25 protein-coding genes are annotated in these 26520 nt (G+C 66.0%); 18 read left to right on the top strand and 7 right to left on the bottom strand.

Annotated elements, in window-relative coordinates; translation table 11 throughout:
- Positions 1-15 precede the first annotated feature (15 nt).
- Together mscL and EG854_RS00385 are read left to right on the top strand one after the other, a co-directional pair.
- Positions 16-432 carry a large-conductance mechanosensitive channel protein MscL gene (mscL, locus tag EG854_RS00390; RefSeq protein ID WP_123285757.1) on the top strand — a complete coding sequence of 139 codons (417 nt, stop codon included), beginning with the start codon at positions 16-18 and terminating at the stop codon, positions 430-432.
- A 584-nt stretch (positions 433-1016) separates the two neighbouring features.
- Positions 1017-2948: a peptide MFS transporter gene (locus EG854_RS00385; protein WP_123285756.1), complete on the top strand. Its 1932-nt coding sequence runs from the start codon at positions 1017-1019 to the stop codon at positions 2946-2948.
- A gap of 70 nt (positions 2949-3018) precedes the next feature.
- Here EG854_RS00385 and EG854_RS00380 read toward each other — a convergent pair whose 3' ends face one another.
- Complete coding sequence (locus EG854_RS00380; protein ID WP_123285755.1) at positions 3019-5079, bottom strand: TonB-dependent receptor plug domain-containing protein; 2061 nt, start codon at positions 5077-5079, stop codon at positions 3019-3021.
- Positions 5080-5164: 85 nt separating this feature from the next.
- Positions 5165-7216: a TonB-dependent receptor plug domain-containing protein gene (locus EG854_RS00375; RefSeq protein WP_123285754.1), complete on the bottom strand. Its 2052-nt coding sequence runs from the start codon at positions 7214-7216 to the stop codon at positions 5165-5167.
- Between the two features lie 154 nt (positions 7217-7370).
- Here EG854_RS00375 and EG854_RS00370 point away from each other — a divergent pair, with 154 nt between their 5' ends.
- Positions 7371-8312 (top strand): TraB/GumN family protein, encoded by a 942-nt coding sequence (locus EG854_RS00370; RefSeq protein ID WP_164461732.1) that lies wholly within the window; start codon positions 7371-7373, stop codon positions 8310-8312.
- Here the strand turns inward: EG854_RS00370 and tldD are convergent.
- The 4 genes from tldD to EG854_RS00350 are packed head-to-tail and all read right to left on the bottom strand — an operon-like array spanning position 8309 to position 11541.
- Entirely contained in the window at positions 8309-9748 is a 1440-nt protein-coding gene (tldD, locus tag EG854_RS00365) for a metalloprotease TldD (protein ID WP_123285752.1), read from the bottom strand. The two genes, EG854_RS00370 and tldD, sit on opposite strands and share 4 nt — an antisense overlap.
- A 47-nt stretch (positions 9749-9795) precedes the next feature.
- The gene (locus EG854_RS00360; protein WP_123285751.1) at positions 9796-10578 is read right to left on the bottom strand and encodes a GIN domain-containing protein; all 783 of its coding nucleotides are present in this window, start codon (positions 10576-10578) and stop codon (positions 9796-9798) included.
- A 22-nt stretch (positions 10579-10600) separates the two neighbouring features.
- A complete protein-coding gene (locus tag EG854_RS00355) occupies positions 10601-11170 on the bottom strand; it encodes a DUF1700 domain-containing protein (protein ID WP_123285750.1) in 570 nt (189 codons plus the stop codon).
- On the bottom strand, positions 11167-11541 hold the full coding sequence (locus EG854_RS00350) for a PadR family transcriptional regulator (protein WP_123285749.1): 375 nt from the start codon (positions 11539-11541) through the stop codon (positions 11167-11169). Before EG854_RS00350 ends, EG854_RS00355 begins: the two co-directional genes overlap by 4 nt.
- A 289-nt stretch (positions 11542-11830) precedes the next feature.
- Between EG854_RS00350 and coxB the strand changes: the two genes are divergently transcribed.
- From coxB to EG854_RS00295, 11 genes are all read left to right on the top strand, one after another.
- A complete protein-coding gene (gene coxB / locus EG854_RS00345; protein WP_241153056.1) occupies positions 11831-12742 on the top strand; it encodes a cytochrome c oxidase subunit II in 912 nt (303 codons plus the stop codon).
- A gap of 25 nt (positions 12743-12767) precedes the next feature.
- Entirely contained in the window at positions 12768-14420 is a 1653-nt protein-coding gene (gene ctaD, locus EG854_RS00340; RefSeq protein ID WP_123285747.1) for a cytochrome c oxidase subunit I, read from the top strand.
- A gap of 109 nt (positions 14421-14529) precedes the next feature.
- Positions 14530-15522 carry a heme o synthase gene (gene cyoE, locus EG854_RS00335; protein ID WP_123285746.1) on the top strand — a complete coding sequence of 331 codons (993 nt, stop codon included), beginning with the start codon at positions 14530-14532 and terminating at the stop codon, positions 15520-15522.
- Complete coding sequence (locus tag EG854_RS00330) at positions 15513-15713, top strand: hypothetical protein (protein ID WP_123285745.1); 201 nt, start codon at positions 15513-15515, stop codon at positions 15711-15713. Before cyoE ends, EG854_RS00330 begins: the two co-directional genes overlap by 10 nt.
- Positions 15710-16273 carry a cytochrome c oxidase assembly protein gene (locus EG854_RS00325; RefSeq protein ID WP_123285744.1) on the top strand — a complete coding sequence of 188 codons (564 nt, stop codon included), beginning with the start codon at positions 15710-15712 and terminating at the stop codon, positions 16271-16273. Before EG854_RS00330 ends, EG854_RS00325 begins: the two co-directional genes overlap by 4 nt.
- Positions 16274-16321: 48 nt before the next feature.
- Positions 16322-17218 carry a cytochrome c oxidase subunit 3 gene (locus tag EG854_RS00320; RefSeq protein ID WP_123285743.1) on the top strand — a complete coding sequence of 299 codons (897 nt, stop codon included), beginning with the start codon at positions 16322-16324 and terminating at the stop codon, positions 17216-17218.
- On the top strand, positions 17215-17607 hold the full coding sequence (locus EG854_RS00315; RefSeq protein WP_123285742.1) for a DUF983 domain-containing protein: 393 nt from the start codon (positions 17215-17217) through the stop codon (positions 17605-17607). Before EG854_RS00320 ends, EG854_RS00315 begins: the two co-directional genes overlap by 4 nt.
- Positions 17600-18283 (top strand): SURF1 family protein, encoded by a 684-nt coding sequence (locus tag EG854_RS00310; RefSeq protein ID WP_123285768.1) that lies wholly within the window; start codon positions 17600-17602, stop codon positions 18281-18283. Before EG854_RS00315 ends, EG854_RS00310 begins: the two co-directional genes overlap by 8 nt.
- On the top strand, positions 18214-19545 hold the full coding sequence (locus tag EG854_RS00305) for a M16 family metallopeptidase (protein ID WP_420886897.1): 1332 nt from the start codon (positions 18214-18216) through the stop codon (positions 19543-19545). Before EG854_RS00310 ends, EG854_RS00305 begins: the two co-directional genes overlap by 70 nt.
- Positions 19546-19554: 9 nt before the next feature.
- Positions 19555-20178 carry a GNAT family N-acetyltransferase gene (locus tag EG854_RS00300; RefSeq protein ID WP_123285740.1) on the top strand — a complete coding sequence of 208 codons (624 nt, stop codon included), beginning with the start codon at positions 19555-19557 and terminating at the stop codon, positions 20176-20178.
- A gap of 35 nt (positions 20179-20213) precedes the next feature.
- The gene (locus tag EG854_RS00295; protein ID WP_123285767.1) at positions 20214-21842 is read left to right on the top strand and encodes a putative bifunctional diguanylate cyclase/phosphodiesterase; all 1629 of its coding nucleotides are present in this window, start codon (positions 20214-20216) and stop codon (positions 21840-21842) included.
- 3 nt (positions 21843-21845) lie between these two features.
- Here the strand turns inward: EG854_RS00295 and EG854_RS00290 are convergent, their stop codons facing one another.
- Positions 21846-23084, bottom strand: a complete 1239-nt coding sequence (locus tag EG854_RS00290) for a YihY/virulence factor BrkB family protein (protein ID WP_123285739.1) — start codon at positions 23082-23084, stop codon at positions 21846-21848.
- 70 nt (positions 23085-23154) lie between these two features.
- On the opposite strand from EG854_RS00290, the gene prmC reads away from it, so the two are divergent.
- The 4 genes from prmC to EG854_RS00270 all read left to right on the top strand — a co-directional run bounded on the left by prmC (position 23155) and on the right by EG854_RS00270 (position 26515).
- Complete coding sequence (gene prmC / locus EG854_RS00285; RefSeq protein WP_123285738.1) at positions 23155-24048, top strand: peptide chain release factor N(5)-glutamine methyltransferase; 894 nt, start codon at positions 23155-23157, stop codon at positions 24046-24048.
- A gap of 309 nt (positions 24049-24357) precedes the next feature.
- Entirely contained in the window at positions 24358-25302 is a 945-nt protein-coding gene (locus EG854_RS00280; RefSeq protein ID WP_241153054.1) for a DUF4167 domain-containing protein, read from the top strand.
- Positions 25303-25370: 68 nt separating this feature from the next.
- Complete coding sequence (locus EG854_RS00275; RefSeq protein WP_123285736.1) at positions 25371-26042, top strand: DUF4893 domain-containing protein; 672 nt, start codon at positions 25371-25373, stop codon at positions 26040-26042.
- A gap of 68 nt (positions 26043-26110) precedes the next feature.
- A complete protein-coding gene (locus EG854_RS00270) occupies positions 26111-26515 on the top strand; it encodes an SPFH domain-containing protein (RefSeq protein ID WP_123285735.1) in 405 nt (134 codons plus the stop codon).
- Positions 26516-26520: the final 5 nt, after the last annotated feature.

Here is a 26520-nt window from a genome sequence, read left to right as displayed (position 1 = left end):
ATCACGGAGAATGACATGGGGCTGTTTCAGGAATTTCGCGAGTTCGCCGTGCGCGGCAATGTCGTCGATCTGGCGGTCGGCATCATCATCGGCGCGGCCTTCAACGGCATCGTCAAAAGTCTGGTCGATCAGATCATCATGCCGCCCATCGGTCTGGCCATGGGGGGCGTGGACTTTTCCGAGCTGCAGTGGGTGCTGAAGCCCGAAGACCCGGCCACCGAGGCGGTCGAACTGGTCGCCATCCAGTACGGCGCCTTTGCCAATGCAATCCTTCAGTTCGTCATCGTGGCCTTTGTCGTCTTCATGCTGGTCAAGGGCATCAACAACATGCGCCGCAAGCAGGCCGAGGAGCCCCAGGCCGCACCCCCCGCCCCGACCCCCAGCGAAACCCTGCTGACCGAAATCCGCGATCTGCTGAAATCGAAAGACTGACGTCCTCCGCGAAGCTCTTTTCCCCGCGCACCGGCTCCCCGGCGCAGGCCGGGGTCCAGGGAGGCGTGCGGGGGCTTTGGCCTCATCTTCATTGCAGGTCGGCCACCACCCTGCCGGTCAGGGCGTTGTTCTGGGCCCCGGCCTGCGCCGGGGAAGCGGGGGAGTGGTGGGTCGAAGGCTTCAGCTATGAAATTAGCCGCCCAAAACCCCCTGCCTCTTCAACATCCCCGCCGCTTCTCGGACCGTTCTGCCCGCCTTGGTGCGCGGACGATGCATACTGTCCGGTTACCCATGCCGCCGGAGAGGCTCGACATGATTTCAGACCATTCAGACCATTCAGACGGTATTTTATTCACTCGCCCCCGGACGATTTCAGACGGTTCAGACGGTTCAGACGGTGTTTTCGGGCGCCGCCGCGAACGGGTACCCACACCTCAGTAACCTTAGGCCTTGTCCGGGTTTGAGGATCGTGGTCGAAATGCGCCTTCGTGCGCCGAGTGGGGCGTCGCAAGAGGGAGTAGGCCGTTGTCAAAAGCGGACATCAGGGGCGCGGGTCTTGCGCCTGACCGGGGGAGGAACCGGACATGAATATCGTCATCATCCTGGGCTTGATCATCACGCTGATTACGGGCGTGCCGGTGCTGTTCCAGATCCTGAAGCATCACCCCAAGGGGCTGATCATCCTGTTCTTCGCCGAGATGTGGGAGCGCTTCTCCTACTACGGCATGCGCGGCATCCTGATCTTCTATCTGACGCAGCATTTCCTGTTCGACGACTCCACGGCGGGCGCGACCTACGGCTCCTACACCTCGCTGGTCTATCTGCTGCCACTGGTCGGCGGCATTCTCGCCGACCGCTATATCGGCACGCGCAAGGCCATCGCCTTCGGGGCCCTGCTGCTGGTCGCCGGCCATGGCCTGATGGCCTATGAAGGCAGCCCGGCAACCGAAACCCTCACCTATGCAGGGGCCCAGTATGAGGTCGTCGGCGAGGGGCGCGGCGCGGCGCGTGAAGTGGGCATCATGGTCGATGGCCAGCTCTATGCCTTCGGCGCCGCCGAAAGCGGCGGTCTGCAACTGACCGATCTTCCGCCAGGTTCCAGCCTGCCGGCCGTGCTTGAGCCCGGCACCTATGAGATGGAAGCTGCTCGTGACACCCGGGCGGAAATGAGCTTCTACCTCGCCCTTTCGCTGATCATCATGGGCGTCGGCTTCCTGAAGCCGAACATCTCGACCATCGTCGGACAGCTGTATCCGCAGGGCGATCCCCGGCGCGATTCCGGCTTCACCCTCTACTATTACGGCATCAACCTCGGTGCCTTCTGGGCGGCGGTGCTGTGCGGTTATCTGGGCCAGACCGTCGGCTGGTGGGCCGGCTTCGGGCTTGCCGGCGTCGGTATGGCGCTCGGCTTTATCGTCTTCGTCCTCGGCAAGCCGTTGCTGCAGGGGAATGGCGAGCCGCCCAACCCCGAACTGCTCAAGAAGCCTCTGTTCGGTCCCATCAACCGCGAATGGCTGATCTATATCCTGGCCATCCTCGGGGTCGGCATCGTCTGGTTCATGGTCCAGCGCAACGCCCTGGTCGGCACTGTTCTGACCATTTCGACCCTTCTGTCGCTGGCCTTCATCGCCTGGATCATTGCCTTCCTGTGCAAGACCTGGGTCGAGCGTCAGCGGATGATGCTGGCTGTCGTGCTGATCTTCGGCGCGGTGGTCTTCTTCACCCTGTTCGAACAGGCCGGCACCTCGCTGAACCTGTTCGCCGACCGGAACGTCGACCTGACCATCACACCGATGGCCATGCAGTTCCTCGGCATCACCATCGGTACGCCGGCCCAGCTGGCGGCGGCGGGCATCACGCCCACGGGCTTCTGGATCGATGCGACCATCACGGCCGCCCAGGTCCAGTCCTTCAACGCCGGCTTCATCCTGATCTTCGCGCCGATCTTTGCGGCGCTGTGGGCCTGGCTGGCCTCGAAGAAGATGGACCCCGACCCGACCATGAAGTTCGGCCTCGGCATCATGCAGGTCGGCCTCGGCTTCCTGGTGGTGGTCTGGGCGGCCGGGTCCGGCATGGTCAGCAGCGCCTTCCAGATGCCGCTGATCATCCTGGCGCTGCTCTACATGCTGCACACGACTGGTGAGCTGTTCCTGTCGCCGGTGGGCCTGTCCGAGATCACCAAACTGTCGCTGCCCTCCGTGGTCAGCTTCATGATGGCGGTCTGGTTCCTGGCCAGTTCGATCGCCCAGTTCGTGGGCGGTCAGATTGCCGGCCTGATGGGCACGGAAACCGTCGGGGGCCAGGTTCTGGACCCCGAAGGCGCGCTTGCCACCTCGCTTGACGGCTTCGGCAAGCTGGGCTGGTGGGGCGTCGGAATCGGTGTGGCCTTCATCCTGATCAGCTTCCTGATCAAGGGCTGGTCGCACGGTGCCAATGACGCCGGAAACCACCCCGGTCCCGATCTGACCGATCGCGGCCAGCAGGATGCCAGCATCACCAGACCCGATCAGGTCTGACGTCAGGCGTCTGACACGACAGAGGGGGGCGGGGCCGGTCGGCTCCGCCCCTTTTTCTGTAGGTTAACCCTCAGATTGTCTTGCGGATTTGCAGGAACAGCCACGACCCGCGGGCCTGGGAATAGGTCTCGCGCAGCGACAGCGGCGCGCTGTCACGCGGCCCGGCATAGATGTCCCGCCGCCTACGTTCCTCGGCGTCCGTCAGGTTGCTGAAGTCGACCCGCACGCTCAGATCGTCCGATGGCTTCCACTGGACAAAGGCATTGAACGGCGGCTCGGATTCGTTGAAGCGCAGCTCCCGCACCCGGTAGCTGGTGCCGGCGTCGATGTCGCAGCTGTGGTTCATGCCCCACGCCCAGCGACCGCCGTCCAGATCCTGGGTGAAGGTCACGCCGCAGCCAAAGCCGTCGTCGCCGGAAAAGCGTCGGGATTCCCCGGTCAGCGGGTCCTCGATGTCGGTCTCGCGGAGCGCAGCCCTCGCGATCAGGCGGCCCCCGGGGATCCCCGCGCGGTCGGTCGGCAGGGTGGCCTGCACCTCGAACTCGGTCCGGGTGCCTGTGCCGATGTTGCCCAGCGCCTCGAACCCGCCGACCAGCGGGATCACGTCGATGTAGTCCTCGACCTCTGTATGGGTCAGGCGGGCGCTGACCACGCCCTGCTCCCAGAAGCGGCGCTCATAGACCGCCTCATAGGCCGTGGTCTTGCTGGGCTCCAGGTCGGCGTTGCCGGCCTCCACCTGGCCCAGGTCGACCTCGGCCGAGGCGGCAAAATCGCCAAAGTCCAGCTGTCCGACCTGCCGCTCGATGCGGAACCGGAACTGATGGTTGGGCATGGGGGTCCAGGTCACCAGCAGCCGGGGCTTGGGGTAGACGAAGGACTTGGCGCTGTCGGTGTCGCCGGACTGCCGGATCTCGGACACCTCGACCCTGAGACCCCCCTCGACTGTCAGGTTCGGGCCCGGGCGCCAGGTCGCCTGACCCGAGGCTTCGCCGCGCAACTCCTCGACCAGCAGGGCGGACCCGGGCAGGGCGATCGGAACGCCGTTCTCCTCATAGGCGCTGTCGGTGTCGAGGAAGTTGTAGGCGACCTCGGCCCCCCCTTCATACGACCAGCGGTCGTCGCGCCGATAGCGGACCACGCCGCGCCCGATCGTCTCGCCCGAGGTCGAAACGCTGGTGAACAGCCCGGTCCGCCCGGTCCGGATAAAGCCTGACTCGACGGTCGAGGCCTCCAGCCGCTGCAGGCCGGTCAGTTCCAGTTCGGTGTCGGGGCCGAGCGGGCGCGTCCAGCGGGCGCCGACCTCGCCGCTCAGTTCCTCAAAGCCCTGCTCGCTGAAGTCGTCATCCCCGGCGCCGGAGCGGATGAAGATGTCCTGCTCCTGATCATTGTTGAAGTAGGAGGTGACCGCATTGACCCGCAGCAGGCCCCCGCCCCGGGGCCGCTGGACGGCGCCCGACGCACGGACATTGCGGAACCGGTCCCACGACTGGATTTCAGCGTTCTGGATCAGGGCGCCCGAGGGATCAAAGCGCTGGCGCCGCCCTTCATTGGTGCCGTCCGTGCGGTCGACCGTCGCGCTGAGCGCCCCTTCAATCTGATGGTCTCCGGCTCGCCGCGAATACTCGGCCTGAACGATCGGTCCGATGTAGCCGTCCTCATAGATGTAGGCGTCGAACCCCAGCACCCGCTCGACCGTGATCGCGTCCTTCAGTACGACGTTGGCGACGACCGAGCGCCCCTGCATGTCGATGCCCGGCGCGCCGCCCCGGATCAGTTCGACATAGGCCACGCTGTCAGCGGAAATCCGGCTCAGCAGATTGTCGAGGCCCTCGCTCTTGGTGGAGGGGTGCCGCCCATCGATCAGCACATTGCCCGCCGTCCCGGCCAGTCCCCGTGTACCCGAGCTGCCGCCGTTCAGGCCGAAGCCCGGCAGGCGCTGGACCATATCGAGGGCGGTTCGGGGCCGCGTATCAGCGAAGAAGACGGGGTCGAAGATCAGAACGCCGGGGCGCTCGGGGTCCTGACGCGCCTCGATGCCCGCTCCGGCCGTGTCCTGCGCGACTGCAGGCAAGGCAAGGCCCAGCCAGAGCGTTGCCGCTGCGGTGCTTGCCAGCCAGACGGATCGTGTCATGTCGCCTCCCGTTGATCCGGCCACCCATAACGCCCGAACCGTCAATCGCCAGTTACAAGACGGAAAGGTGGCCGGATTGCGGGGCTCAGAAGGTCTTGCGCAGCCGCACCGAGAAGAAGGTCCGCGGATCAATTTCGCGCCGCTCGATGAAGGCGATGGGGCGTGGCGGTGTCCGGCCGGCATACACCGTCCGCTCGGTATCGAAATTGTCCCACAGATTGACCTGGGCGCGGATCGACAGGCTGTCGGTCGGCTTGTATTCGGCCGCCAGCTCGAAATAGTCGCTGCCCTTCCAGGCGAAGGTCTGGTCCGGGTCATAGGTGGCCTGGCCCAATACCGGGATCCACGCCACGCTCCAGTTGACGCGCCATGTGGTGATGTCCTGGGCGAACGAGATCACCGGCTGACGGGCGCGCACGCCCGAGATCGGACGCTTCTCGCCGGTGGTCGGGTCGGTGACCTCGGTGCTGTTCCAGTCGTTGCGGAAGCGGAACTGGCCCCCGCTGATGCCGGCCTTGTCGGTGGGGATGATGATGTTGACCGACAGCTGATCCAGCGTGCCGTCGCCGATGTTGCCCACGGCCGACAGGCCACCCGCCAGAGGAATGCGGTCGATGACATTGCCGATCTCGTCGTGGCGTAGACCGATGCTGACGATGCCGTCGCCCCAGAACCGGCGTTCGAAGGTGACCTCACTGATCCAGCGGTCCTCGGGTTCCAGGTCGGCGTTGCCGCCCAGCACATTCTGGCTGTCCAGTTCGGCGCTGGCGGCAAAGTCGCCAAAGTCCAGCTGCCCCACCTCGCGCTCAAACCGGGCGCGCACCTGGGTATCGGCCATCGGTGTCCAGCTCAGCTGCACCCGCGGCTTGGCGAAGAAGAAGGACTTCTCGTTCTCGGTGTCGCCCGACTGGCTGATGGTCGAGGACTCGAGCCGGAGGCCGCTTTCGAGCGACAGGGTTGGCGACACGCGCCAGGTGCTCTTGCCGAACAGTTCGCCGCGCGTCTCCTCGACCACGACCGAGGCCGAGGGCAGGACCACCGGCGTTCCGCCGACCGAGAAGGCCTGTTCGGTGTCGAGGCGGTTGTAGGCGATCTCGCCGCCGCCCTCGAAGGTCAGGGCCTCGGATCGTTCGAAACGGACCAGGCTGCGCGCGATGGTTTCCGACGCCTCGCCCGTCGACTGGAAGCGCTGTTCCGGTTCCGGTCCACCGCCCATGTCGGCGTTATAGGTAGACACCGAGTCGAAGTCAGAGAACTCGTGAATGAACCGGGTCTCCATCGACAGGCGCGCGCCGAGGGGGCGGGTATAGACGGCGCCGAATTCGCCCGACGTCCCGTCGTTATCGAAACGGCTTTCGCGGAAGGTGCCGGTACCCGTCAGCTGTTCAAAGCTGTGGAAGTCATTGACGCCATAGCGCGCCGTCAGGTCGACCTTGCCGCCCAGCAGGGGGGCGGCATAGTTGCCCCGGATGCCCGAGCCGCCGCCGTAGGCATCGTTGTAGAAGTCCTCCTGCCGCAGCAGGGTACCGTCGGCGGCACGGCGCGTTGCCGGACCAATTCCGTTGGAATCGCTCATGCCGATACCGTCTGACAGGGTGAAGCCCCAGGTCCGGTCGCCGTCACGGGCGGTAAACTGGTAGGAGCCGCCGTATACGTCCCTGCCGCCATCAAAGAAGGTGGCATTGGCATTGATCACCGTCTGGCGGCTGCTCTCATTCTTCAGGATCACGTTCACGACGACGGAATAGCCCTGCATGTCGATGCCGGGAGCGCCGCCCCGGATCAGTTCGATGCGCTCGACCTGGGCCACCAGGGTCCGTGACAGGACCGAGGACCCACTGTCATTCTTGGAGGCCGGGCGCGCGCCGTTGATCAGGATGTTTCCGACAGCGCCTTCGAAGCCGCGCCCGCCGTCACCGTCACTCACCGAAAAGCCCGGCACGCGCTGGACCATGTCCAGAGCCGTATTGGGGTTCTGGTCGGCAAAGAAGTCGGGCGTGAAGATCAGGATGCCCTGATCCGTGGCGCTGGCGCCGGCTGAGCCATCGCCCTGTGCATCTTGGGCCAGCGCCTGGGGCGCGAATGCCATAGCCAGGGCGGCAACGGTTGTGGTGATCAACAGTGTTTTACGCGTCATGAATATTCCCCTCGTCTGTGAAGGGAGGTGTCGTCTTTCAAGTTGACGCCGGCCAGTTACAAGTTCGATAAGTAGATTAAATCGCTTTCATGACAGGCAATACATGATGTTACTTGGGCGTAATGTTTGGGGCGGCAGGATGGCATGGGCGTCCATGGCGCTGATTGCCTGTGTGTCGGCGGTGGCCATGGCACCTCCGCGCGCCGCAGCGCAGGACGTCGAGACGACGGTGGACGAGATCATCGTCACGGCCCGTCGCTCGGGCGCGCCGATGTGGGAGGTGACCCGGGGCAACGCTACCGTCCTGCTGGTCGGTGCGATCCAGGCGGTGCCCGCCGGCATTGAATGGCGTCCTGATGCTCTTGAGCAGGCCACGCGTCAGGCTCAGCGGGTCTATTTCCCTCAGCAGGCCAATGTCTCCCCGGCCGACATCTTCCGGGTCATCTGGCGGTCACGCACCCTGACCCGCATGCCGGAAGGCAAGACCAGCGCCGACTATCTGTCGCCGGAATGGCAGGCCCGTCTCGACGTGCTCGAGGCGACCTATGATGAGGACTGGTCCCGGGACAGCTTTCTGATTCTGAGCAGCGAACTGCTGTCGGACCGGCTGGGCCTGCGCGATCGTGGAAATCAGGAGGTGGGGGAGGTTGTGCGACGCGCTGCCCGGCGCGGTCGGGTGCCAGTCACCTCCATCGGCAGTGTGCGGGGCGACACCTTGATCGACGACCTGCTGACCCGCCCGCCCGAAACCTGGGTTCCCTGCGTGCAGGCTTCGATTGCGGCCACTGAAGCCGGATCGGGAGCGGTGCAGGCACGAGGGCTGGCCTGGACGCGGTTTGATGTTCCGGCGGTCATGGCGTCGCCCATCGAGGCGGCCATGATGCAATGCTGGCCCTGGGGCGATCCGGCTCTGGGCACCCTGTTGCGTGGGCAGTGGATCAGCGCCGTTGAGGGCGCCCTGCGCGAGCCGGGAGTGACGCTGGCTGTCGCGCCGCTGCGGGTGCTGGCCGAGACCGGCGGAGTTCTGGACGATCTGGAACGGCGCGGTTTCGAGATTGTCGGCCCCGACTGGCGGGCCGATCAGGCCGAGGACTAAAGCGCGGTCCCGCCCACCGTCAGGCCGCCGATCTTCAGGCTGGGCTGGCCGATACCGACCGGCACGCCCTGGCCGCCCTTGCCGCAGACACCGACGCCGGGATCAAAGGCAAAGTCGTCGCCGATCATGCTGATGTTGGTCAGGGCCGTGGCGCCATCCCCGATCAGGGTCGCGCCGCGCACGGGGGCGGTGATCCTGCCGTCCTCGATCAGATAGGCCTCGGTGCACTGGAAGACGAATTTGCCATTGGTGATGTCCACCTGGCCGCCGCCGAAGTTCGCGGCATAGAGGCCGCGCCTGGTCGAGGCGATCATGTCGGCGCGGCTGTCCTTGCCGCCCTCCATGAAGGTGTTGGTCATGCGGGGCATGGGCGGGTGGGCAAAGGACTGGCGGCGGGCGTTGCCGGTGGCCCGGGCGCCCAGTTTCCGCGCGCTCAGCCGGTCGTGCATCAGCCCGACCATGATGCCGTCCTCGATCAGCACGGTGCGCGAGGTGGGCGTGCCCTCATCATCGACAGTAAGCGACCCGCGGCGCCCGGCGATCGAGCCGTCATCGACCACAGTCACCCCGGGGGCGGCGACCCGCTTGCCCATCATGCCGGAAAAGACGGAGCTGCCCTTGCGGTGGAAGTCCCCCTCGAAGCCATGGCCGACCGCTTCGTGCAGCAGCACCCCGGGCCAGCCTGCGCCGAGGACCACATCCATTTCGCCCGCCGGGCAATCGACGGCCTCGAGGTTCACGAGCGCCTGACGCAGGGCTTCGTCCACCTGGGCCTGCCAGTGCGCCGGGGCGATCCAGGCGTCGAAACCAGCGCGGCCCCCGGCTCCGGCCGAGGCGCTTTCGCGGCGGCCGTTCTGTTCGACCGTGACCGAGACGTTCAGCCGCACCAGCGGGCGGATGTCGCGCACGCCGCGTCCATCGGCCCGCAGGATCTCGATGTCGCGATGCTCGCCCGCCATCGACACGGATACCTGGACGACACGGGGATCGCGCGTCCGGGCCCAGGCATCGATTTCGGACAGCAGGGCGATCTTGTCCGAGAAGGCGGGCGAGGCCAGCGGGTCAATCGGGGCATAGAGCTGCTGGTTGGTCGACACCGGCGCTTCGGCCTGCACGCCGGTGCGGCCCTGGGTGGCCAGCGAGGCCGTCTCGGCCGCCCGTGCGATCGCGGCCGCGTCGACGACGCTGGAGTGGGCATAGCCTGCGGTCTCGTCCGAAACCACGCGCAGGCCAAAACCCTCATGGGCATCATAGGAGGCCGTCTTCAGCCGACCATCGTCGAAGACCAGCGATTCGGTCTCGGCCCGCTCCAGAAACAGCTCGCCGTCGTCGGCGCCGGTCATGGCACCGGACAGGATCGACCGCGCCGCCTCTGGCGACAGGTCGGCAGCCTCAAGGAGAGAGGGCGAAAGGGCGGGGGAGGAGGACTGGGTCATGCCCCTATCTAGGCACGCCGTGCGCCCGCGTCACCCGCCCGGTCCGCTCAGGGCTGACGAATGTCGCCCGAGCCGGACACCCGGCTGTCGAGGCTTTCCGGACGGCGGGTCAGGGTGACGTCGCCCGAGCCGGAGATGGCCACGGCGGCGCGCCCGGTGGGGCCCAGCCGCGCCTCGCCCGAGCCGGAGACCGTCACGTCTGCGTCGGCCAGCTCGAGAGCCTCCAGATCGACCTCGCCCGAGCCCGAGATATCGAGGGTCAGGGCGCGGGTGCGACCCTCGGCCTCGATTTCCCCCGATCCCGAGATGCCGAGGTCCATCTGGTCCTGATCGTAGGCGCGGATGTCCATATGACCCGAGCCGTTGAGGCGGAAGCGGGTGACGTCCGGCGCGGTCACCACCACGCGCAGCCGGTCGCGGGGGCTCCAGGCGCGGAGGCCTCCGTCGCCCCAGTTGACGTAGACCTGGTCCTCGCCGTCCTTCAGGCGAATGCGGCCCTGGGTGATCTCGACCCGGTCGACCAGCTCCTGGGTGCCGGTGACGGTGACGCCCGCAGTCTCGCCCTGAACATATTCAACGTCGCCGCCGAAATCCATGACGAGGGTGTCGGTCCCGTCCCAGGTCAGGGTGCGGGTGACCTTGGGGCCGGCATCGCGGCCGTCGCTGTTCTGGACCCGCTCGAAGCGGACGGACTCGCCGTGACCGTCCCCGAGGGTCCAGATCCAGTTGTTGTTGGCCAGATCGCGTCCGCCGAGGGCGAATGCTCCCCCCAGGCAGATAAGGGTCAGAACCAGCCCGGCGGCGGCAATGATCAGGGATGTGCGGATCATGATGTTTCTCCGGGAAAAGGGGTCAGGCGACCTGTGGCTCAAGCGCGGGCTTGAGCAGGCGATAATGAAGGCGGGCGAACCAGACGACGCCGTTGACCAGCCAGATGGTCAGCACGGTCAGCAGGGCGGCGCCCGTGACGGACGCAGCCATCAGGCCCAGTCCGGCGAGGATGGCGGCCAGGGGACCGCCGGGGGCTCCGGCGATGGGGCCTGCCACCATGAGGATGACTCCCGCAATGAAGGTGCCCAGCGCGGCGGCATAGCCGCCCAGAATGACGCCGACGATGCTCATCAGCAGCGGCAGCAGGATCAGAATGTCGATGGCGCCCAGTCCCAGCACCGCGAGAATGGCGGCCGTGGCAGATGAGGGGTTCTGTTCCTGATGCCAGCGGCGGATACCGGCCTCGGCCTTCAGCTCGCGGGCGAGGCGGTCCGGATTACCGAGGGCTGCGGCCACCTCGGCCTCGCTGCGGCCCTCAGCCAGACCGTCATCGAAATGGGCCTCATAGTCGTTGAGGACTTCGGCGGCGGCGCTGGTCGGCATGCCGACCAGACCCTTCTTGAGCCGGGACATGAATTCGGCGCGTGTCATTGGGCAGCTCCCCCCTCTTGCGTGTCTGTGGTGGCGGGCACGGGCGTGTCCGCCTCGGTGATCAGGTCATCGACGGCCTTGGCAAAGCGGCGCCATTCGCGGCCCTGGTCTTCCAGAGCGCGTCGGCCGGCATCGGTCAGGCGGTAGTATTTACGCGAAGGGCCGGCGGGTGATTCGACCAGATAGGTCTCGACCCAGCCATCCGTCTGCATGCGGCGCATCAGGGGATAGATGGTGCCTTCGCCCATATCGATCGCATCGGACAGGCGACTGGCGATCTCGTAGGCGTAGCTGTCATCACGGGCCAGAAGGGCCAGGACGCACAGGCCCAGCACCCCCTTCTTCAGCTGTATTTCAATCGGCTCGGGCAAATCGGCCTCCTTTGATGACCCATTCTCTATCGCAAGCTATTGGGTGATGCAAGGTAGCTTGCGAAACATGACGACGATTTAATTTCCGGGTGCGGCGTCATGGAGCGGCATTGATGACCCTCCATCGCTTGGCAAGCGCGAAGCGGGGGGATAAGGACCGGCCATCACACTACGCCCGAGGGGCCGGGTGCGTCTGCGATCCGTTCGCAGATCGCTCGTAGGAAAGACTGAGATGAGGACGTCTGCGATGGCATCGGGCATTCGCGCCCTTAAGGCAGCCACGGCGGCAATGACCGCTTCGATCGGCGCCACGATCATGGTGGGGGCCTCGGCCATGCCCGCCATGGCCCAGGAACTGCTGGGTCAACCGACTCCGGGGGCCGGGGGTATTGCCCTTCAGCCGGCGGCGTCCGAGCTCAAGCACGACGCCATCTGGTTCCACGACGTGATCCTGATGCCGGTCATCACGATCATCAGCCTGTTCGTACTGGGCCTGCTGATCTGGGTGGCAATCCGCTACAACAAGAAGGCCAATCCGGTCCCGGCCAAGTGGAGCCACAACACCCTGATCGAGGTGATCTGGACCATCGTGCCCGTCGTGATCCTGCTGGTGATCGCGATCTTCTCGTTCCGGCTGCTGTACAAGTATGAGGCCATGCCCGAGCCGGACCTGACCGTGAAGGTCACCGGCAACCAGTGGAACTGGGGCTATGAATACCCCGACCAGGCTGTCCCCGAGTATATCTCGAACATGCTGCCGGAAGACGAGGCCCAGGCCCGCAACGTGCCGTATCGTCTGGCTGCAGACGAGGCCATGGTCGTGCCGGTCGGCAAGACGGTGCGTCTGCTGATCACGGCGTCGGATGTCATTCACTCGGTCGCCCTGCCGGCCTTTGGCCTGAAGACCGACGCCGTCCCGGGCCGCACGAATGAGACCTGGTTCAACGCAGAGCGCACCGGCGTCTACTACGGCCAGTGCTCAGAGCTGTGCGGCGTCGATCACGCCTTCATGCCCATCGAAATCCGCGTGGTGACCGAAGCCGAGTTCGCCGCCTGGGTCGCCTCCAAGGGCGGTTCCATGACGGCTGCTGCGGCTGAAGCCGCCGCCGCTGAGGTCGCTCCGGCCGCCGAAGCGACAACCGATACGGCGGCTGATGCCGCCACCTCCGAACCGGCGGCAACGCCCGCCGCCGCCCAATAAGTTACGCGAGAGCCCCGAAACGACCATGGCCACCGCACACGCCGCCCACGACGATCACGACCACAAGCCCGGGTTCTTCACCCGCTGGTTCCTGTCGACCAATCACAAGGACATCGGCACCCTGTATCTGCTGTTCGCCATCATGGCGGGCATCGTCGGCGGCGCCCTTTCGGGCCTGATCCGCTGGGAACTGGCCGAGCCGGGCATGCAGGTGTTCGTGCAGGGCGGTCTGATCGAGCAGCTGGGTCTCGTTGAGGCGTCCAAGCACGGCTATAACGTCACCGTGACGGCCCACGCCCTGATCATGATCTTCTTCATGGTCATGCCCGCCATGATCGGCGGCTTCGGCAACTGGTTCGTGCCCATCATGATCGGTGCGCCGGACATGGCCTTCCCGCGCATGAACAACATTTCGTTCTGGCTGCTGGTCGCGGCCTGGATCCTGCTGTGCATGTCGATGTTCGTCGACGGTGGCCCGGGCAAGGGCTTTGGCGGGGGCTGGACCATCTATCCGCCGCTGTCGACCATGGGCCACACCGGCCCGGCCATGGATCTGGCGATCTTCTCCCTGCACGTCGCGGGCGCCAGCTCGATCCTCGGCGCCATCAACTTCATCACCACCATCTTCAACATGCGCGCGCCGGGGATGACCCTGCACCGCATGCCGCTGTTCGCCTGGTCGGTGCTGATCACCGCCTTCCTGCTGCTGCTGTCGCTGCCGGTCCTGGCGGGCGCCATCACCATGCTGCTGACCGACCGCAACTTCGGCACCAGCTTCTTTGACCCCGCCGGCGGCGGTGATCCGGTGATGTTCCAGCATCTGTTCTGGTTCTTCGGTCACCCCGAGGTCTACATCCTGATCCTGCCGGGCTTCGGCATCATCAGCCACATCGTCTCGACCTTCTCGAAGAAGCCCGTGTTCGGCTATCTGGCCATGGCCTACGCCATGGTGGCCATCGGCTTCATCGGCTTCGTCGTGTGGGCCCACCACATGTACACCGTCGGCATGACCGTGAACCTGCGGGCCTATTTCATCGCCGCGACCATGGTCATCGCTGTTCCAACCGGGGTGAAGATATTCAGCTGGATCGCGACCATGTGGGGCGGGTCCATCGACTTCAAGACGCCCATGCTGTGGGCTGTCGGCTTCATCTTCCTGTTCACCATCGGCGGCGTGACCGGCGTGGTGCTGGCCAATGCCGGCATCGACTACAGCTTCCACGACACCTATTACGTCGTCGCCCACTTCCACTATGTGCTGTCGCTGGGCGCCGTGTTCGCTATCTTCGCGGGCTTCTACTACTGGTTCGAGAAGATGTTCGGCGTGAAGTACAATGAGTTCCTGGGCGCGCTGCACTTCTGGATCATGTTCGTCGGCGTGAATGTGATCTTCTTCCCGCAGCACTTCCTCGGCCTGCAGGGCATGCCGCGTCGCTACATCGACTATCCGGAGGCCTATACCTTCTGGAACCAGGTGTCGTCGTGGGGCTATGTGATCACCGTGGTCGGCGTCGTGGTCTTCCTGATCGTGCTGATCGAGGCCGCCATCCGTCGTCGCCCGGGCGTTGCCAATCCGTGGGGCGAAGGCGCCACGACCCTGGAATGGACCCTGTCCTCGCCGCCGCCGCATCACCAGTTCAATGAGCTGCCGGTGGTCAAGGACGAGAAACACCACTGACCCGAGGGCGCATCCGCGCCGGACGGCCTGATCCGAAGTCCCCGGGACCGTCCCTTCCTTGTGAAGGGACGGTCCTGACCTTTCATAGAACGACACGGTCTCCCGACCCATGACCGACACGCGGCCCAGACTGTCGACTGCCCAGCCCGGTGACTATTTCCAGCTGCTGAAGCCGCGCGTCATGTCGCTTGTCATCTTCACGGCGGTGACGGGCCTGGTCGTTGCACCAGGTCAGCTGAATCCGCTGGTCGCCGCCATCGCCATCCTGTGCATTGCGGTCGGCGCCGGCGCCGCCGGGGCCCTCAATATGGGGCTGGAGGGCGAGACCGATGCCCTGATGAAGCGCACCCGGGGTCGGCCCGTCGCCGCCGGTCGCGTCAACAAGAACGACGCCCTGGCCTATGGCGCGGTCCTGTCGCTGTTCTCGGTCATGCTGCTGGGCATGAACACCAACTGGTTCGCGGCCGGCTTGCTGGCGCTGACCATCGTCTATTACGCCGGCTTCTACACCCTGATGCTCAAACGCCGGACGCCGCAGAACATCGTCATTGGCGGGGCGGCCGGAGCATTCCCTCCGGTGATCGGCTGGGCCGCCGTGACCGGCGATGCGCCGTGGCAGGCCTGGCTGCTGTTCCTGATCATCTTTCTGTGGACGCCGCCGCACAGCTGGGCGCTGGCCCTCTATTCGGCCGGTGACTATGCGCGGGCGGGAATTCCCATGATGCCGGTGGCGCGGGGGGCGAAGTCGACCCGCCTGCAGATCCTGCTCTACAGTCTGGTTCTGGTGCCGGTCGCCATCCTGCCGGGCGTGACGGACCTCGGGGGAGCGATCTATCTGGGTGTGTCGCTGATCGGCGGCCTGTTGTTCCTGCTGCTGGCCTTTCGGCTGTGGCGCAGCCGGGCAGGGGATCAGCCCGAGGCCGACCGAACCCATGGCGGTCCCGCTGTGGGACGAGAGGCCGCATTGTATGATGTGCGGATTGACGCCAAACCGGCTCGCAATCTGTTCGCCTATTCGATCCTGTATCTGATGCTGCTGTTCCTGGCGCTCCTGCTCGAGAACCTGCCCGCATCCACCCTGGTATGCCCCTCATGCGCCTGACCGAAGAAGAACTGACCGCCCGCAAGCGCCGCAATCTGTGGATCGCGCTGGGACTGGTCGCCTTCATGGTGCTGGTCTTTCTGACGACCTTTCTGCGCCTGAAGCAGAACATCTCTGACTCGTCAGCCGCAAGAGCTGTCGCCGAGGCCCCGGCCCAGCCGACCGGCCCCGGTAGCAAGGGCGCCTCATGAATCGCAAGAATCTGATCGCCCTGATCTGCGGCGGTGTGGTCATGCTGATGACCGGTGCCGCGTTTGCCGCCGTGCCGCTCTATCAGCTGTTCTGTCAGGTGACCGGCTTTGACGGCACGGTGCGCAAGGCCGACAAGGCCCCGGACGTCGTGCTGGACGAGACGGTGCTGATCCGCTTCGACACCAATGTCCGCAACTTGCCGATGGAGTTCAAGGCCGAGCAACTGCAGCAGCGCGTGCGAATCGGCGAGACGGGCATGGCCTATTTCGAGGTGACCAACACCTCCGATCAGCCGATCGGCGCCACGGCCGCCTATAATGTCGTGCCCGAGCGGGCCGGGGCCTATTTCCAGAAGCTGCAATGCTTCTGTTTTGACGGTCAGGTCATCCCCGCCGGCGAGACGATGCGCTTTCCGGTGCAGTATTTCGTGGCCCCCGAACTGGCCACCGATCCCGAAGGCAGGGGCGTGACCCAGATCACGCTCAGCTATACGTTCTACCCGACCAAGGATTTTGACCCCGCTTCGGTGACGGCAAACTCTGGCGCGTCGGGATCGTGAGCGCTATAGGGCCAATCACGAGTCTATCCGAGAGCAAGAGACCCCAGAATGGCTGACGCGCACGCCGCTCCTCATCACGACTATCACCTGGTCAATCCCAGCCCGTGGCCGCTGGTCGCCTCGATCGCCGTCACGGTGATGATGGTCGGCGCGGTTGCCTGGATGAAAGGCGTCTTTGGTCTTGAGGCCGGGACCCAGTGGCTGTTCTTCGCCGGTCTGGCGGGCGTGCTCTATTCCATGTTCGGCTGGTGGAGCGACGTGATCAAGGAAAGCCGTCAGGGCGATCACACGCCGGTCGTCTCGATCGGCCTGCGCTACGGCATGGTGCTGTTCATCGCGTCGGAAATCATGTTCTTCGCGGCCTTCTTCTGGATGTTCTTCGAAATGTCCGTCTACAACGAGGTGCGCGCACACATCCCGGCGATCAGCTTCTGGACCGACACGGCCACCGCGTGGACCAATGCCGATGGTACGAGCCTGTGGCCGCCCAAGGGCGTCGAGGTGCTGGATGCCTGGCAACTGCCGCTGCTGAACACCGTCATCCTGCTGCTGAGCGGTACGACGGTCACCTGGGCCCACCACGCGCTTCAGGTCGGTGACCGCAAAGGCGCCAAGCTGGGCCTGCTGATCACGGTTCTTCTGGGGGTGCTGTTCACCGGCGTTCAGGCGTACGAATATTACCACATCATCCACGAGAACCTGTTCTTCAACGAGGAAGCGGTGAACTCGGGCCTGTACGGGTCGATCTTCTTCATGGCGACCGGTTTTCACGGGTTCCACGTGCTGATCGGCACCCTGTTCCTGGCCGTCTGCCTGCTGCGGCTGATGGCGGGCCAGATGTCGCCGAAGAAGCATTTCGGCTTTGAGGCCGCGGCCTGGTACTGGCACTTCGTCGACGTGGTCTGGCTGTTCCTGTTCGCCTTCGTCTACGTCATCTACGGGTGATCAACGGGCCCACAGGGATCGATCTTCAGCCGGCGCGGATCAACCCGATCCGCGCCGGTTTGCTTTGCCGGTGCCCGGCCTGCGGCGAGGGCAAACTGTTCGCCGGCTTTCTCAAGGTGGTGGATTGCTGCGCGGTCTGCGGCACCGACTTCACCCGGCTGAACACCGGCGATGGAGCATCCGTCTTCATCATGCAGATCTCGGGCGGCATCTCGGCGTTTCTTGCGCTGGGCCTGCAGATCGCCTTTGCGCCCCCGCTGTGGGTGTTGCTGATCGTGGCGGTGCCGCTGGTTCTGGCCCTGTCCTTCGGCTTGATGCGTCCGGGCAAGGGGCTGATGATTGCCCTGCAGATCCGCGATCGCCACCATGGAGTCGCGCCCCATGTCTGAACACAGGACGGCCCGCTTTCCCTGGGGGCTGACCATCGTCTCGCTTCTGGCTTTCGTCCTGCTCGTGTCGCTGGGCGTGTGGCAGGTTCAGCGCCTTCAGTGGAAGCAGGGCCTGATCGCTCGCGCCGAGGCCGCTGCCGACCTGCCGCCGGTGTCTCTGGAGGCCCTCGCGCAGATGCCGGATCCGGAGTTCCGCACGGCCGTGCTCGTCTGTGATTTCCAGAACGGCCGGTGGGTAGAGCTTCAATCCATCCAGGACGGAGAGGTGGGCGTGCGTCTGATCTCCAGCTGTGACGGCTGGCTGGTCGACCTGGGCTTTGTGCCCGAAACGGTGAGCGCCCGCCCGGCGCAACAGCCCGCTGCCATCCCCGCCATCACCGCCCAGGCCCGGCGGGTGGAAGTGCCCGGCGCCTTTGCCCCGCCGCCGGAGGGTAACCGCTTCTACGCCCGCGACACCGAGGCCATGAGCCGGGCGCTGGGCGTCGAGGGCCCGGTGCCTCCCTATGTGCTGTTTGCCACCGGCTCGGCATGGCCGGGTTGGGAGGCACTGCAACCCTCCGCCCCTCCCGCCGCGTTTTCAAATAACCATCTGGGCTATGCCCTGACCTGGTTCGGCCTGGCGCTTGCGCTGGCCGGATTCTACATCGCTCTGCTCCGCCGGAAGCTGACATCCTGACCCTGAAATCCCACACCCTGCCGAATGGCGTCCGCGTCGTCTGCGATCCAATTCCGGGTCTGCAGACCGTGGCTGTCTGCGTGGCCATCGCCGCCGGCGCGCGGCACGAAAGCCCCGAGCATTCCGGCTGGTCCCATTTCCTGGAGCACATGGTGTTCAAGGGGGCGGGCGACATGTCGGCCCGCGAGATTGTCGAGCGGATCGAGGCCGGGGGCGGCTCGATCAATGCCTCGACCGGCTATGAGCGGACCGTCTTCGAGGTCCGGGCCATGGCGGACGGGCTGGAGACCGCACTTCAGGTGATCTCCGACCTGATCTTCCGCCCGGTGTTCGATTCGGATGAGGTCGAACGCGAAAAGGACGTCGTCGCTCAGGAAATCGCCGAGGCGTTTGATACCCCCGACGACCACGTCTTCGAAATGGCGCAGTCGCGCGCGTTCGAGGGCCAGCCTCTGGGACGCGCCATCCTCGGTCAGGTTGAGACGCTGGCCCCCATCGACCGCGAAGCCATCCGGGCCTTCCGTGCGGACATGTACCGGCCTGACCGGATCGTGGTGTCCGTATCGGGGAATGTCGATGAGGCGCGGCTTCTGGCCCTGGTCGAGCGCGGCTTTTTGGAAGGCGCCGCCCGCGCGGCGTCGCCTGTGCCGTCCGGGACGTTCATGGGCGGTGAGGCGCGGCTGGCTCGTCGGATCGAGCAGGCGAATCTGGTCTTCCTGCTTCCGGGCCTCAGCCATACCGACCCGCGCCGGCCCGCGCTGAGGCTGGGCGTCGAGATTCTGGGGGGTGGCATGGCCTCGCGCCTGTTCCAGACCGCCCGGGAAGAGCGGGGACTGGCCTATGCCATCGACGCCTACCACGAGAGCTATGCCGACTGCGGCCTGCTGGGCATCTATGCGGGCTCAGCTGCCGACCGGGCGGCTGAACTGGCCCGGGTCTGTGGCGAGACGATCCGGGCGCTGGTGACCGACGGTCCGACCGACCGCGAACTCGACCGCGCCCGCGCCGTCGCCCGGGCCGGCATCCGCATGGCCGACGAAAGCCCCGTCGCGCGCGCCGGGCGACTGGCAACCCAGTCGCTGATCTTCGGCCATCCGGTCAGCAGCGACGCCATGGTCGACGAGGTCATGTCCCAGAGCCGTGAGGATGTGCGGCAGGCCCTGGCAAGCTGTCTGGCGCCGGGCCTGACGGCCACGGCGGTGCTCGGACCGAAGGCCGGCCTGTCAGCGGGCCTGCTGTTCGAGCGCGCCCTGACAGGATAAGCCTGACCGATGGCTATTCTGGACTGGATCAGCGAGCGGTCTGGCCCGACGCTTCAGTCGGAGGGGGTTGTGCTGCGTCCGCCGCGTTCGGCGGACTATGAAGCCTGGGCCGCGCTCCGGGCGGTGTCACAGGCCTATCTGGCGCCCTTTGAGCCCGCCTGGCCCGAAGACGATCTGACCCGACCCGCCTTTCGAAGGCGTCTGGCTCTTTACGGCCGAGAGATGGACCTCGGCACGGCCTGGCCGTTCTTTGTGTTCGAAGCCTCCAGCGGCCAGCTGGCCGGTGCGGTCACCCTGTCCCACATCCGCCGAGGCGTCAGCGAGGCCGGGACCCTCGGCTACTGGATCGGCCAACCCCATGCCGGGAAGGGCTATTGCACGGCTGCGGTCCGGGGCATGGTCGCCTTTGCGTTCGACACGCTGAACCTCCACCGGGTCGAGGCGGCCTGCGTGCCGTGGAACGTCGCCTCGCGCCGGGTCCTGGAAAAAGCCGGGTTTGAGTCCGAAGGAATGGCCCGGGCTTATCTCAAAATTAACGGCGCATGGGCAGATCATCTTCTGTTCGGACGTGTCGATGATCGACACGAGGATGGCGCTGGCAAAGCGCCGGGTGAGGATCGTTCAGGCGGGTGAGTACGCGGCAATCAGCCCTGGCCTGGGATGCCTCGATGGCCATCGAGGCGCTGGCAGCGGCTGACTCGGCCCTGTGGGTCTGGACCCCGTCCGAGGACCGCTTGCGCGTGACCGGGGCCAGCCGACCGCTGGGACTGGGCCCGCTGGCCCCCGAATGTTCCGGCGCCGCCTTTGCCGCAGTGGCCATGCCGCAGGACCGGGCATTGGCAGAGGCCCTGCTCAAGCCCCAGGCGGAAGGCACCGAAATCGCCGTGCGTCTGCGCATGCGGGATCATCCGACCTGTCTGTGGCGCGGTGTCTGGCTGGAAGACGGTCTGCGGGCCGCAGGTGTGGTCGCGCTGGAGACAACCTTTGCCGGATCGGACCGTGATCCCTTGACCGGATTGCTGGACCGGCGCTCCTTCCTCGCGCGGGTCGGCGAGACCCTGACGCGGGCCGGAGACTATGAGCTGGTGGTCGCCGATGTGGATCGCCTGCGTCGTCTCAACGAGGCGCTGGGCCATGAGCGGGTGGATCGGGTGTTGTCTGCCCTGGGCTCCCGTCTGGCAGCAGCTTTCTCGGGCGACGACCTGCCTGCCCGGATCGGCGAGGATGAGTTCGCGGTTCTGGTTCGCAAGGGCACCGGCCATGTCCCGGGCCGCCTGCGTCAGGCGCTGGAACAGCCGCTGCGGGTCGCCGGCTTTGACATCTATCCGACGGTCTCGATCGGGGCCGTGACGGCCGAGGGCGGGCCCGATGCCCCGGATCCCGGCGAACTGCTGCGTAGGGTTGAGCTAGCGGTCGAGCAGGCCAAGTCGGCTGGCCGCGGCGGCGCTGCCGCCTATGGTCGGGCGTTGGAAACCGACAGCCTGTCGCGACTGGCGCTGGAGTCTGACCTGCGCAATGCCTTTGTGCGCGGCGAGATCGAAGCCTTCTATCAGCCCATCGTGAACCTCAAGACCGGCGCCGTGGCCGGGTTTGAGGCTCTGTGTCGTTGGCGTCACCCCAAGCGGGGGCTGGTCCCGCCCGACGAATTCCTGACCCTGACCGACGAAATGGGTCTGATGAACGAGCTGGGTCTGCTGATGATGACCCAAGCCGCGCGCCAGCTGGCCGAATGGCTGAAGCGCCACCCGATGGCCGGCAAGCTGTTCTGCAGCGTCAATCTGTCGGTCGGCGAGATCGAGCGCCCCAATCTGGTCGAGGACGTGGCCCGTATCATCGAAGAGACTGGCCTGCCCCGCGGTGCGCTGAAGCTGGAGGTCACCGAAGGTGACATCATGCGCGACACGGCCAGTGCTGCGGTGGTGCTGGCGCGCCTGAAAGAGGTCGGGGCCTCGCTGGCGCTGGACGACTTCGGCACCGGTTTCTCGTCACTCAGCTATCTGGCGCGTCTGCCGTTCGATACGCTCAAGATCGACCGCTATTTCGTGCTGACCATGGATCGGGACGAGGGCTCAGCCAAGATCGTGCGCTCGGTCGTCAATCTCGGGCGTGACCTGTCGCTGGAGGTCGTGGCCGAGGGCGTCGAGAACGCCGGTCTGGCGGCCCTGCTGCTGCAGGACAACTGTCACTACGGGCAGGGCTTCGGCTATGCCCCGGCCCTGCCTGCGCAGGAAGCCGAGGTTTACCTGAACGAGTCCCTGTCCGATGGGGCCGCCCCCATCCGCGCCCGCTCGGCCTGAGGTCTAGCTCTTCCGGGCACGCTTGCGATTGCGCCGCCGCAGCAGTCGGTCGGATATCGCCTCAGCGTGTTTGAGCGTGAAGTTCAGCGCGGCGGGGCTGCCGCGTTTGGCGCCCACACTGTCGGCGACGATGGCGCCACGCTCGCCGATCGGCTCCGGCTCGCCAACGGTCGTGTCGACGGCCGTCTGGTGCTCGATCTCGGCGTTCAGCTCGGCGCCCATCAGGATGATCTGCACGGTCAGCCAGGTCCACAGCAGGAAACCCATCATAGCCGCCAGCGGGCCAAAGCTGTCAGTCCTCACGAAATTTTGCAGATACCAGCTGAACACAGCCGACAAGCCCAGACTGAGGGTGGCCGCCATCACGGCGCCGGGCGTCAGCCAACGCCAACGCGCCCGCGCCCGGCAGGGGCCATGCCTGTAGATGACCGTCAGCGCCGTAATGTAGACAACATAGAGCACGAGCCAACGCAGGGGAGCCAGTGGCTCCAGATGGGTGGCGAGACCCAGGGGCCCCAGAACCAGCGGCACCCCGACCACCAGGGCTGCGGTCACCAGAACCGCCGCCAGACCCGCCAGGGTGAACCCCATGCACAACAGATTGTAGTGGACGACATTGCGTCGCTCGACCTCGTGATAGGCGATGTTCAGCCCGTAGAAGAGCGTCTTGATGCCGTTGTTGGCGACCCAAAGCGACAGGGCCAATGTGCCGATCAGCGTCACCGTCAAGCGCGGCCGGGAGTCCTCGGCCAGCCTCTGCATCTCACCGCCGATGAACTGCGCCACGCCGGAGGGCAGGACGGAATAGAGGAAGCGCAATCTTCCCCAGGCGTCCTCGGGGTCCGCGAACAGGCCATAGACAGTGACGATGGTAGCCAGCGTCGGAAACAGGGCCAGCAGCACAAAGAAAGTGACTCCGCCCGAAACGAATCCGACCCGGTCCCCGAAATAGCTGGCGCCGGTGCGCCACAGGATGTCGGTCCAGCCCTTACGCGGTATCTGGCCGGGCTTTTGCGCCACCCTTCCGCGCCCGGGTTCCCGGGCCTCATAGTCCTCGGGCGTCGGGGGCAGAGGTTCGGCGGGCTCGGGGCGGTAGCGGCGCAAATCCACGCCGACCTTGTGGCCTTTCCGATGCAGGAGGTGCGCGGCACCGGCCCCCGCGGCCAGACCGCCGAACAGGGCCGCCGCCAGCCCGACCAGCGGGCCGCCCATGCCGGGCGGTTTCGAGGAGGATGACGCCATGGTCCGCTAACGGCCACGCTGGCCTGCCGTTCCGCTTGAATTTTCGTGCCGAGCCCCCCAATCAACGCCCATGTCCGACACACCGACGCTGCTCACCACCTGGAAGACCGCCCAGACCCGTCTGAAGGCGGGCCGCATCGACAGCCCGTCGATCGATTCCCGCCTGTTGCTGGAAGCCGCCTGCGACGTCAGCCGCCTCGACATCCTGACCGATCCCTACCGGGCGGTGACGGCCGAACAGGCCGCGGCCTATGAGGCCATGATCGACCGCCGGCTGAAGCGCGAACCCGTCTCGCGCATTCTGGGCCGCAAGGGCTTCTGGAAGATCATGCTCAGCGTGACGCCGGATGTGCTGAGCCCGCGTCCGGACACCGAGACGCTCCTGGACGTGGGTCTGGCCGCCTTTGCGCCGCATCAGGCGTTCCAGATTGCGGACCTCGGGACTGGCTCGGGCGCCATCCTGCTGGCCTTTCTGGCGGAGCGGGCAGGGGCGACCGGCGTCGGCACCGACATCTCGACCGAGGCGCTGGCTGTGGCTCGTGACAATGCTGCCAGTCTTGGTCTGGAGGGTCGTGCGGCCTTCCTCCGGACAGAGTGGGCGACCGGGTTTGAAGACCAGAGCTTCGATCTTGTGGTGTCGAACCCGCCCTATATCCCAACGGCTGACATCGCCGGGCTGGACCCGGAGGTTCGAGACCATGATCCGCACCTGGCGCTGGACGGCGGCCCGGACGGGCTTGAGGCTTACCGCCAGCTGGTGCCCGAGATCCGCCGCGTCATGAAGCCGGACGGGATCTTTGCGGTCGAGATCGGCTGGGACCAGGGCGATGCGGTCAAGGCCCTGTTCGACGAGGGCGGGTTCGACGATGTGAAGGTGGTGCTCGACCTGGCCAATCGCAGTCGGGTGGTGACAAACGGTCCCGATCCGCGTGCACAGGCGCCGGATATGTCTCTCCTTTCCTGAGCCGGCCCCTCGCAGGGCGCCGGAAAAAGACCCCTTGGAATGCCGGCCAAGGCGCGCTAAGTCTTGTCTGTCTCCCACCAATCGCATCTCCGTGCGCCCTTCCGGGCCAACTGACAGGCGAGCGGCATGCGCGACGACCCGATCCCTGACACGGGCCCGGGTGGACCGCGCGGGTGACAACGGCTTCCGATGACATTGATGGCGGGATTCCTCCCGAACCACGGACAGACGAAACAAAACCCGGCCTCGACAGTCACCTGTGTCGGCCACCCTCCCGGAACGGTAGAGTCTATGAGAGATTTCAAGGGCATGAAGCGCCAACGCGGCCGCAACAGGAAGCCCGGTGGCAACAACAATGCCAACAGCGCCAATCCGAACCGGTCATGGGATTCGCAAGGCCCTGAGAACATCAAGGTCCGCGGCAATGCCCAGACCGTCTATGAGCGCTATATGCAGCTGGCGCGCGACGCTGCCTCTGCCGGTGATCGCGTCCTGGCCGAGAACTATCTGCAGCACGCCGAGCATTATTTCCGCGTACTGAGGGCGCTGCAGCCGCAGCGGCCAGTGTCGGAAATCGCCCAGCGCGAACTGTCCAATCAGGGCTTCGACATCGACTTCGAAGATGAAAGTGGCGCCCAGGCGGCCGCCTTCCTCGCGGCCCAGCAGGCTCAACAGAACAACCAGCAGAACAACACCGGCAATCCGAACGGCGGCAATCCGTCCGGTCAGCAGCCGCAAGGCCAGCAGCCCCAGACCAATGACCGGGACCGCGATCGTGACCGTGACCGTGACCGGGACCGGGACCGGGATCGCGACCGTGACCGTGACCGTGACCGCGACACGGACGGCGAGGCCCGCAGCGAGGGCGACGGCGGCGGTCGCCGCGAGACTCGTCGCGAACGCTGGGAGCGCCGCAAGGACGAACAACGCGGCCGCAGGCCCTCTCAGGACGGCGAGTCCGACGTGTCCGAGGACCGTTCCAACGAGGAGCCGCAAACCTCGGAGGGACCGTCCGACGACGCGCCCGAGGCGCGCACCGAGGCGCCGGCCCGTCCCGCCCGCAAGCCGCGTCGCCCGCGCGAGGATGCCCCCGTCCGGGAGACGTCCGACGCAGACGCCCTGCCGGGCTTTCTGACCCGCCCGACCCCGCGCGTCTCCGAGGCTTCGTCGGACACGGCCTCGGACGAGGCCGCGCCGGCTCGTCGTCGCGCGCCCCGCAAGAAGGCCGCCGAGACCGCCGACAGCGGCGAATAGACCCTCCGGCCTTGACCTCCGCGCTTCGCCCGGGCCCACTGGCCCGGTCCTGACGAGAAGGGGTTGCCATGTCCTATGCCCGCCACGTCCGCACGGTCGGACTGACCGCGCTGGCGGCCCTGATCCTGTCGGCTTGCGCTTCGGCGGGTGGAGGCTATGCCCCGCCGCCCCCGCCTCCGCCACCGGATGGGTCCGGCCCGGTCCTGCGGGACTGGCGCACCATCATCACCAGCTATGATCGCGACCGCTATGGGCGCGTCGATGCTGCCTGGCGTCTGGCGCTGGAACAGGCGCGTCGACAGGAGGGGTCGGGCGACCTCGGCTCGCTCGGCGCCTTGCTTGATCCGGATGCAGGCGTTGGCGGTGTCACCCCGCCCGAGGGCGACTATCGCTGCCGCACAGTCAAACTGGGCTCCCAAGGCGGTGAGGGTGGCCTCGGCTATGTGGTCTATGGCTGGTTCGACTGCCGGATCGAGCGCACGCCGGCGGGCCTGAAATTCTCCAAACTGACCGGATCGCAGCGGCCCTCCGGCCTGCTGTTTCCGGAGAACGACCGCGAGATGGTGATGCTAGGCTCCATGGCGCTGGGGTCAGAACCGCCCGCGAACTCCTATGGTCAGAACTCCGACCGGGACATGGTGGTTGTGCTGGAACGCATCGGCTCGCGCCGCTGGCGGCTTGTCATCCCTTGGCCGCAGTATGAATCCAACCTCGACATCATTGAACTGGTGCCCAACTGACCGGAACCGCTTGACCTGAGGGTCGTGTCCCCCCAGCCTTACGGCGTCTCAGTCGGAGGGTTCAGGACATGCGTGGCACGGGTTTCAGTATCTTGGTGGTGGTGGCCATCATTCTGGTGGGTGCGGCCTTCCTGATCGGCATGCCGACCTACAACGTTTATTCCAAGACCATGGCGGGCAAGGCGGCCTATGAAGAGGCCGTCCAGAACCGGCGCATCCGCGTGCTGGAAGCGCAGGCTTTGCTGGATGCCGCCGAACTGACGGCCCAGGCCGAGGTGGCGCGCGCCAAGGGCACCAATGAGGCCAACCGCATCATGGCCGAAAGCCTGGGCGGTCCGGAGAACTATCTGCGCTGGGCCTATATCAACATGCTGCAGGAAACGGCCGGCAGCGGCGATCGCCAGATCATCTACCTGCCGACCGAGGCGGGCATGCCGATTCTTGAAGCCGGCCGCCGTCCCCCCGCCAACTGACGCTG

The sequence above is a fragment of the Brevundimonas halotolerans genome, from assembly GCF_003730275.1.
Lineage (GTDB): Bacteria > Pseudomonadota > Alphaproteobacteria > Caulobacterales > Caulobacteraceae > Brevundimonas > Brevundimonas halotolerans.
This window is presented reverse-complemented; position numbering and strand designations above follow the sequence as displayed.

What these genes read in the sequence shown, in the direction of transcription:
- mscL (WP_123285757.1), top strand. Translation starts at nt 16, where the DNA reads ATGGGGCTGTTTCAGGAATTTCGCGAGTTCGCCGTGCGCGGCAATGTC.
- EG854_RS00385 (WP_123285756.1), top strand. Translation starts at nt 1,017, where the DNA reads ATGAATATCGTCATCATCCTGGGCTTGATCATCACGCTGATTACGGGC.
- EG854_RS00380 (WP_123285755.1), bottom strand. Translation starts at nt 5,079, where the DNA reads ATGACACGATCCGTCTGGCTGGCAAGCACCGCAGCGGCAACGCTCTGG.
- EG854_RS00375 (WP_123285754.1), bottom strand. Translation starts at nt 7,216, where the DNA reads ATGACGCGTAAAACACTGTTGATCACCACAACCGTTGCCGCCCTGGCT.
- EG854_RS00370 (WP_164461732.1), top strand. Translation starts at nt 7,371, where the DNA reads ATGGCGCTGATTGCCTGTGTGTCGGCGGTGGCCATGGCACCTCCGCGC.
- tldD (WP_123285752.1), bottom strand. Translation starts at nt 9,748, where the DNA reads ATGACCCAGTCCTCCTCCCCCGCCCTTTCGCCCTCTCTCCTTGAGGCT.
- EG854_RS00360 (WP_123285751.1), bottom strand. Translation starts at nt 10,578, where the DNA reads ATGATCCGCACATCCCTGATCATTGCCGCCGCCGGGCTGGTTCTGACC.
- EG854_RS00355 (WP_123285750.1), bottom strand. Translation starts at nt 11,170, where the DNA reads ATGACACGCGCCGAATTCATGTCCCGGCTCAAGAAGGGTCTGGTCGGC.
- coxB (WP_241153056.1), top strand. Translation starts at nt 11,831, where the DNA reads ATGACCGCTTCGATCGGCGCCACGATCATGGTGGGGGCCTCGGCCATG.
- ctaD (WP_123285747.1), top strand. Translation starts at nt 12,768, where the DNA reads ATGGCCACCGCACACGCCGCCCACGACGATCACGACCACAAGCCCGGG.
- cyoE (WP_123285746.1), top strand. Translation starts at nt 14,530, where the DNA reads ATGACCGACACGCGGCCCAGACTGTCGACTGCCCAGCCCGGTGACTAT.
- EG854_RS00330 (WP_123285745.1), top strand. Translation starts at nt 15,513, where the DNA reads ATGCGCCTGACCGAAGAAGAACTGACCGCCCGCAAGCGCCGCAATCTG.
- EG854_RS00325 (WP_123285744.1), top strand. Translation starts at nt 15,710, where the DNA reads ATGAATCGCAAGAATCTGATCGCCCTGATCTGCGGCGGTGTGGTCATG.
- EG854_RS00320 (WP_123285743.1), top strand. Translation starts at nt 16,322, where the DNA reads ATGGCTGACGCGCACGCCGCTCCTCATCACGACTATCACCTGGTCAAT.
- EG854_RS00310 (WP_123285768.1), top strand. Translation starts at nt 17,600, where the DNA reads ATGTCTGAACACAGGACGGCCCGCTTTCCCTGGGGGCTGACCATCGTC.
- EG854_RS00300 (WP_123285740.1), top strand. Translation starts at nt 19,555, where the DNA reads ATGGCTATTCTGGACTGGATCAGCGAGCGGTCTGGCCCGACGCTTCAG.
- EG854_RS00295 (WP_123285767.1), top strand. Translation starts at nt 20,214, where the DNA reads ATGGCCATCGAGGCGCTGGCAGCGGCTGACTCGGCCCTGTGGGTCTGG.
- EG854_RS00290 (WP_123285739.1), bottom strand. Translation starts at nt 23,084, where the DNA reads ATGGCGTCATCCTCCTCGAAACCGCCCGGCATGGGCGGCCCGCTGGTC.
- prmC (WP_123285738.1), top strand. Translation starts at nt 23,155, where the DNA reads ATGTCCGACACACCGACGCTGCTCACCACCTGGAAGACCGCCCAGACC.
- EG854_RS00280 (WP_241153054.1), top strand. Translation starts at nt 24,358, where the DNA reads ATGAAGCGCCAACGCGGCCGCAACAGGAAGCCCGGTGGCAACAACAAT.
- EG854_RS00275 (WP_123285736.1), top strand. Translation starts at nt 25,371, where the DNA reads ATGTCCTATGCCCGCCACGTCCGCACGGTCGGACTGACCGCGCTGGCG.
- EG854_RS00270 (WP_123285735.1), top strand. Translation starts at nt 26,111, where the DNA reads ATGCGTGGCACGGGTTTCAGTATCTTGGTGGTGGTGGCCATCATTCTG.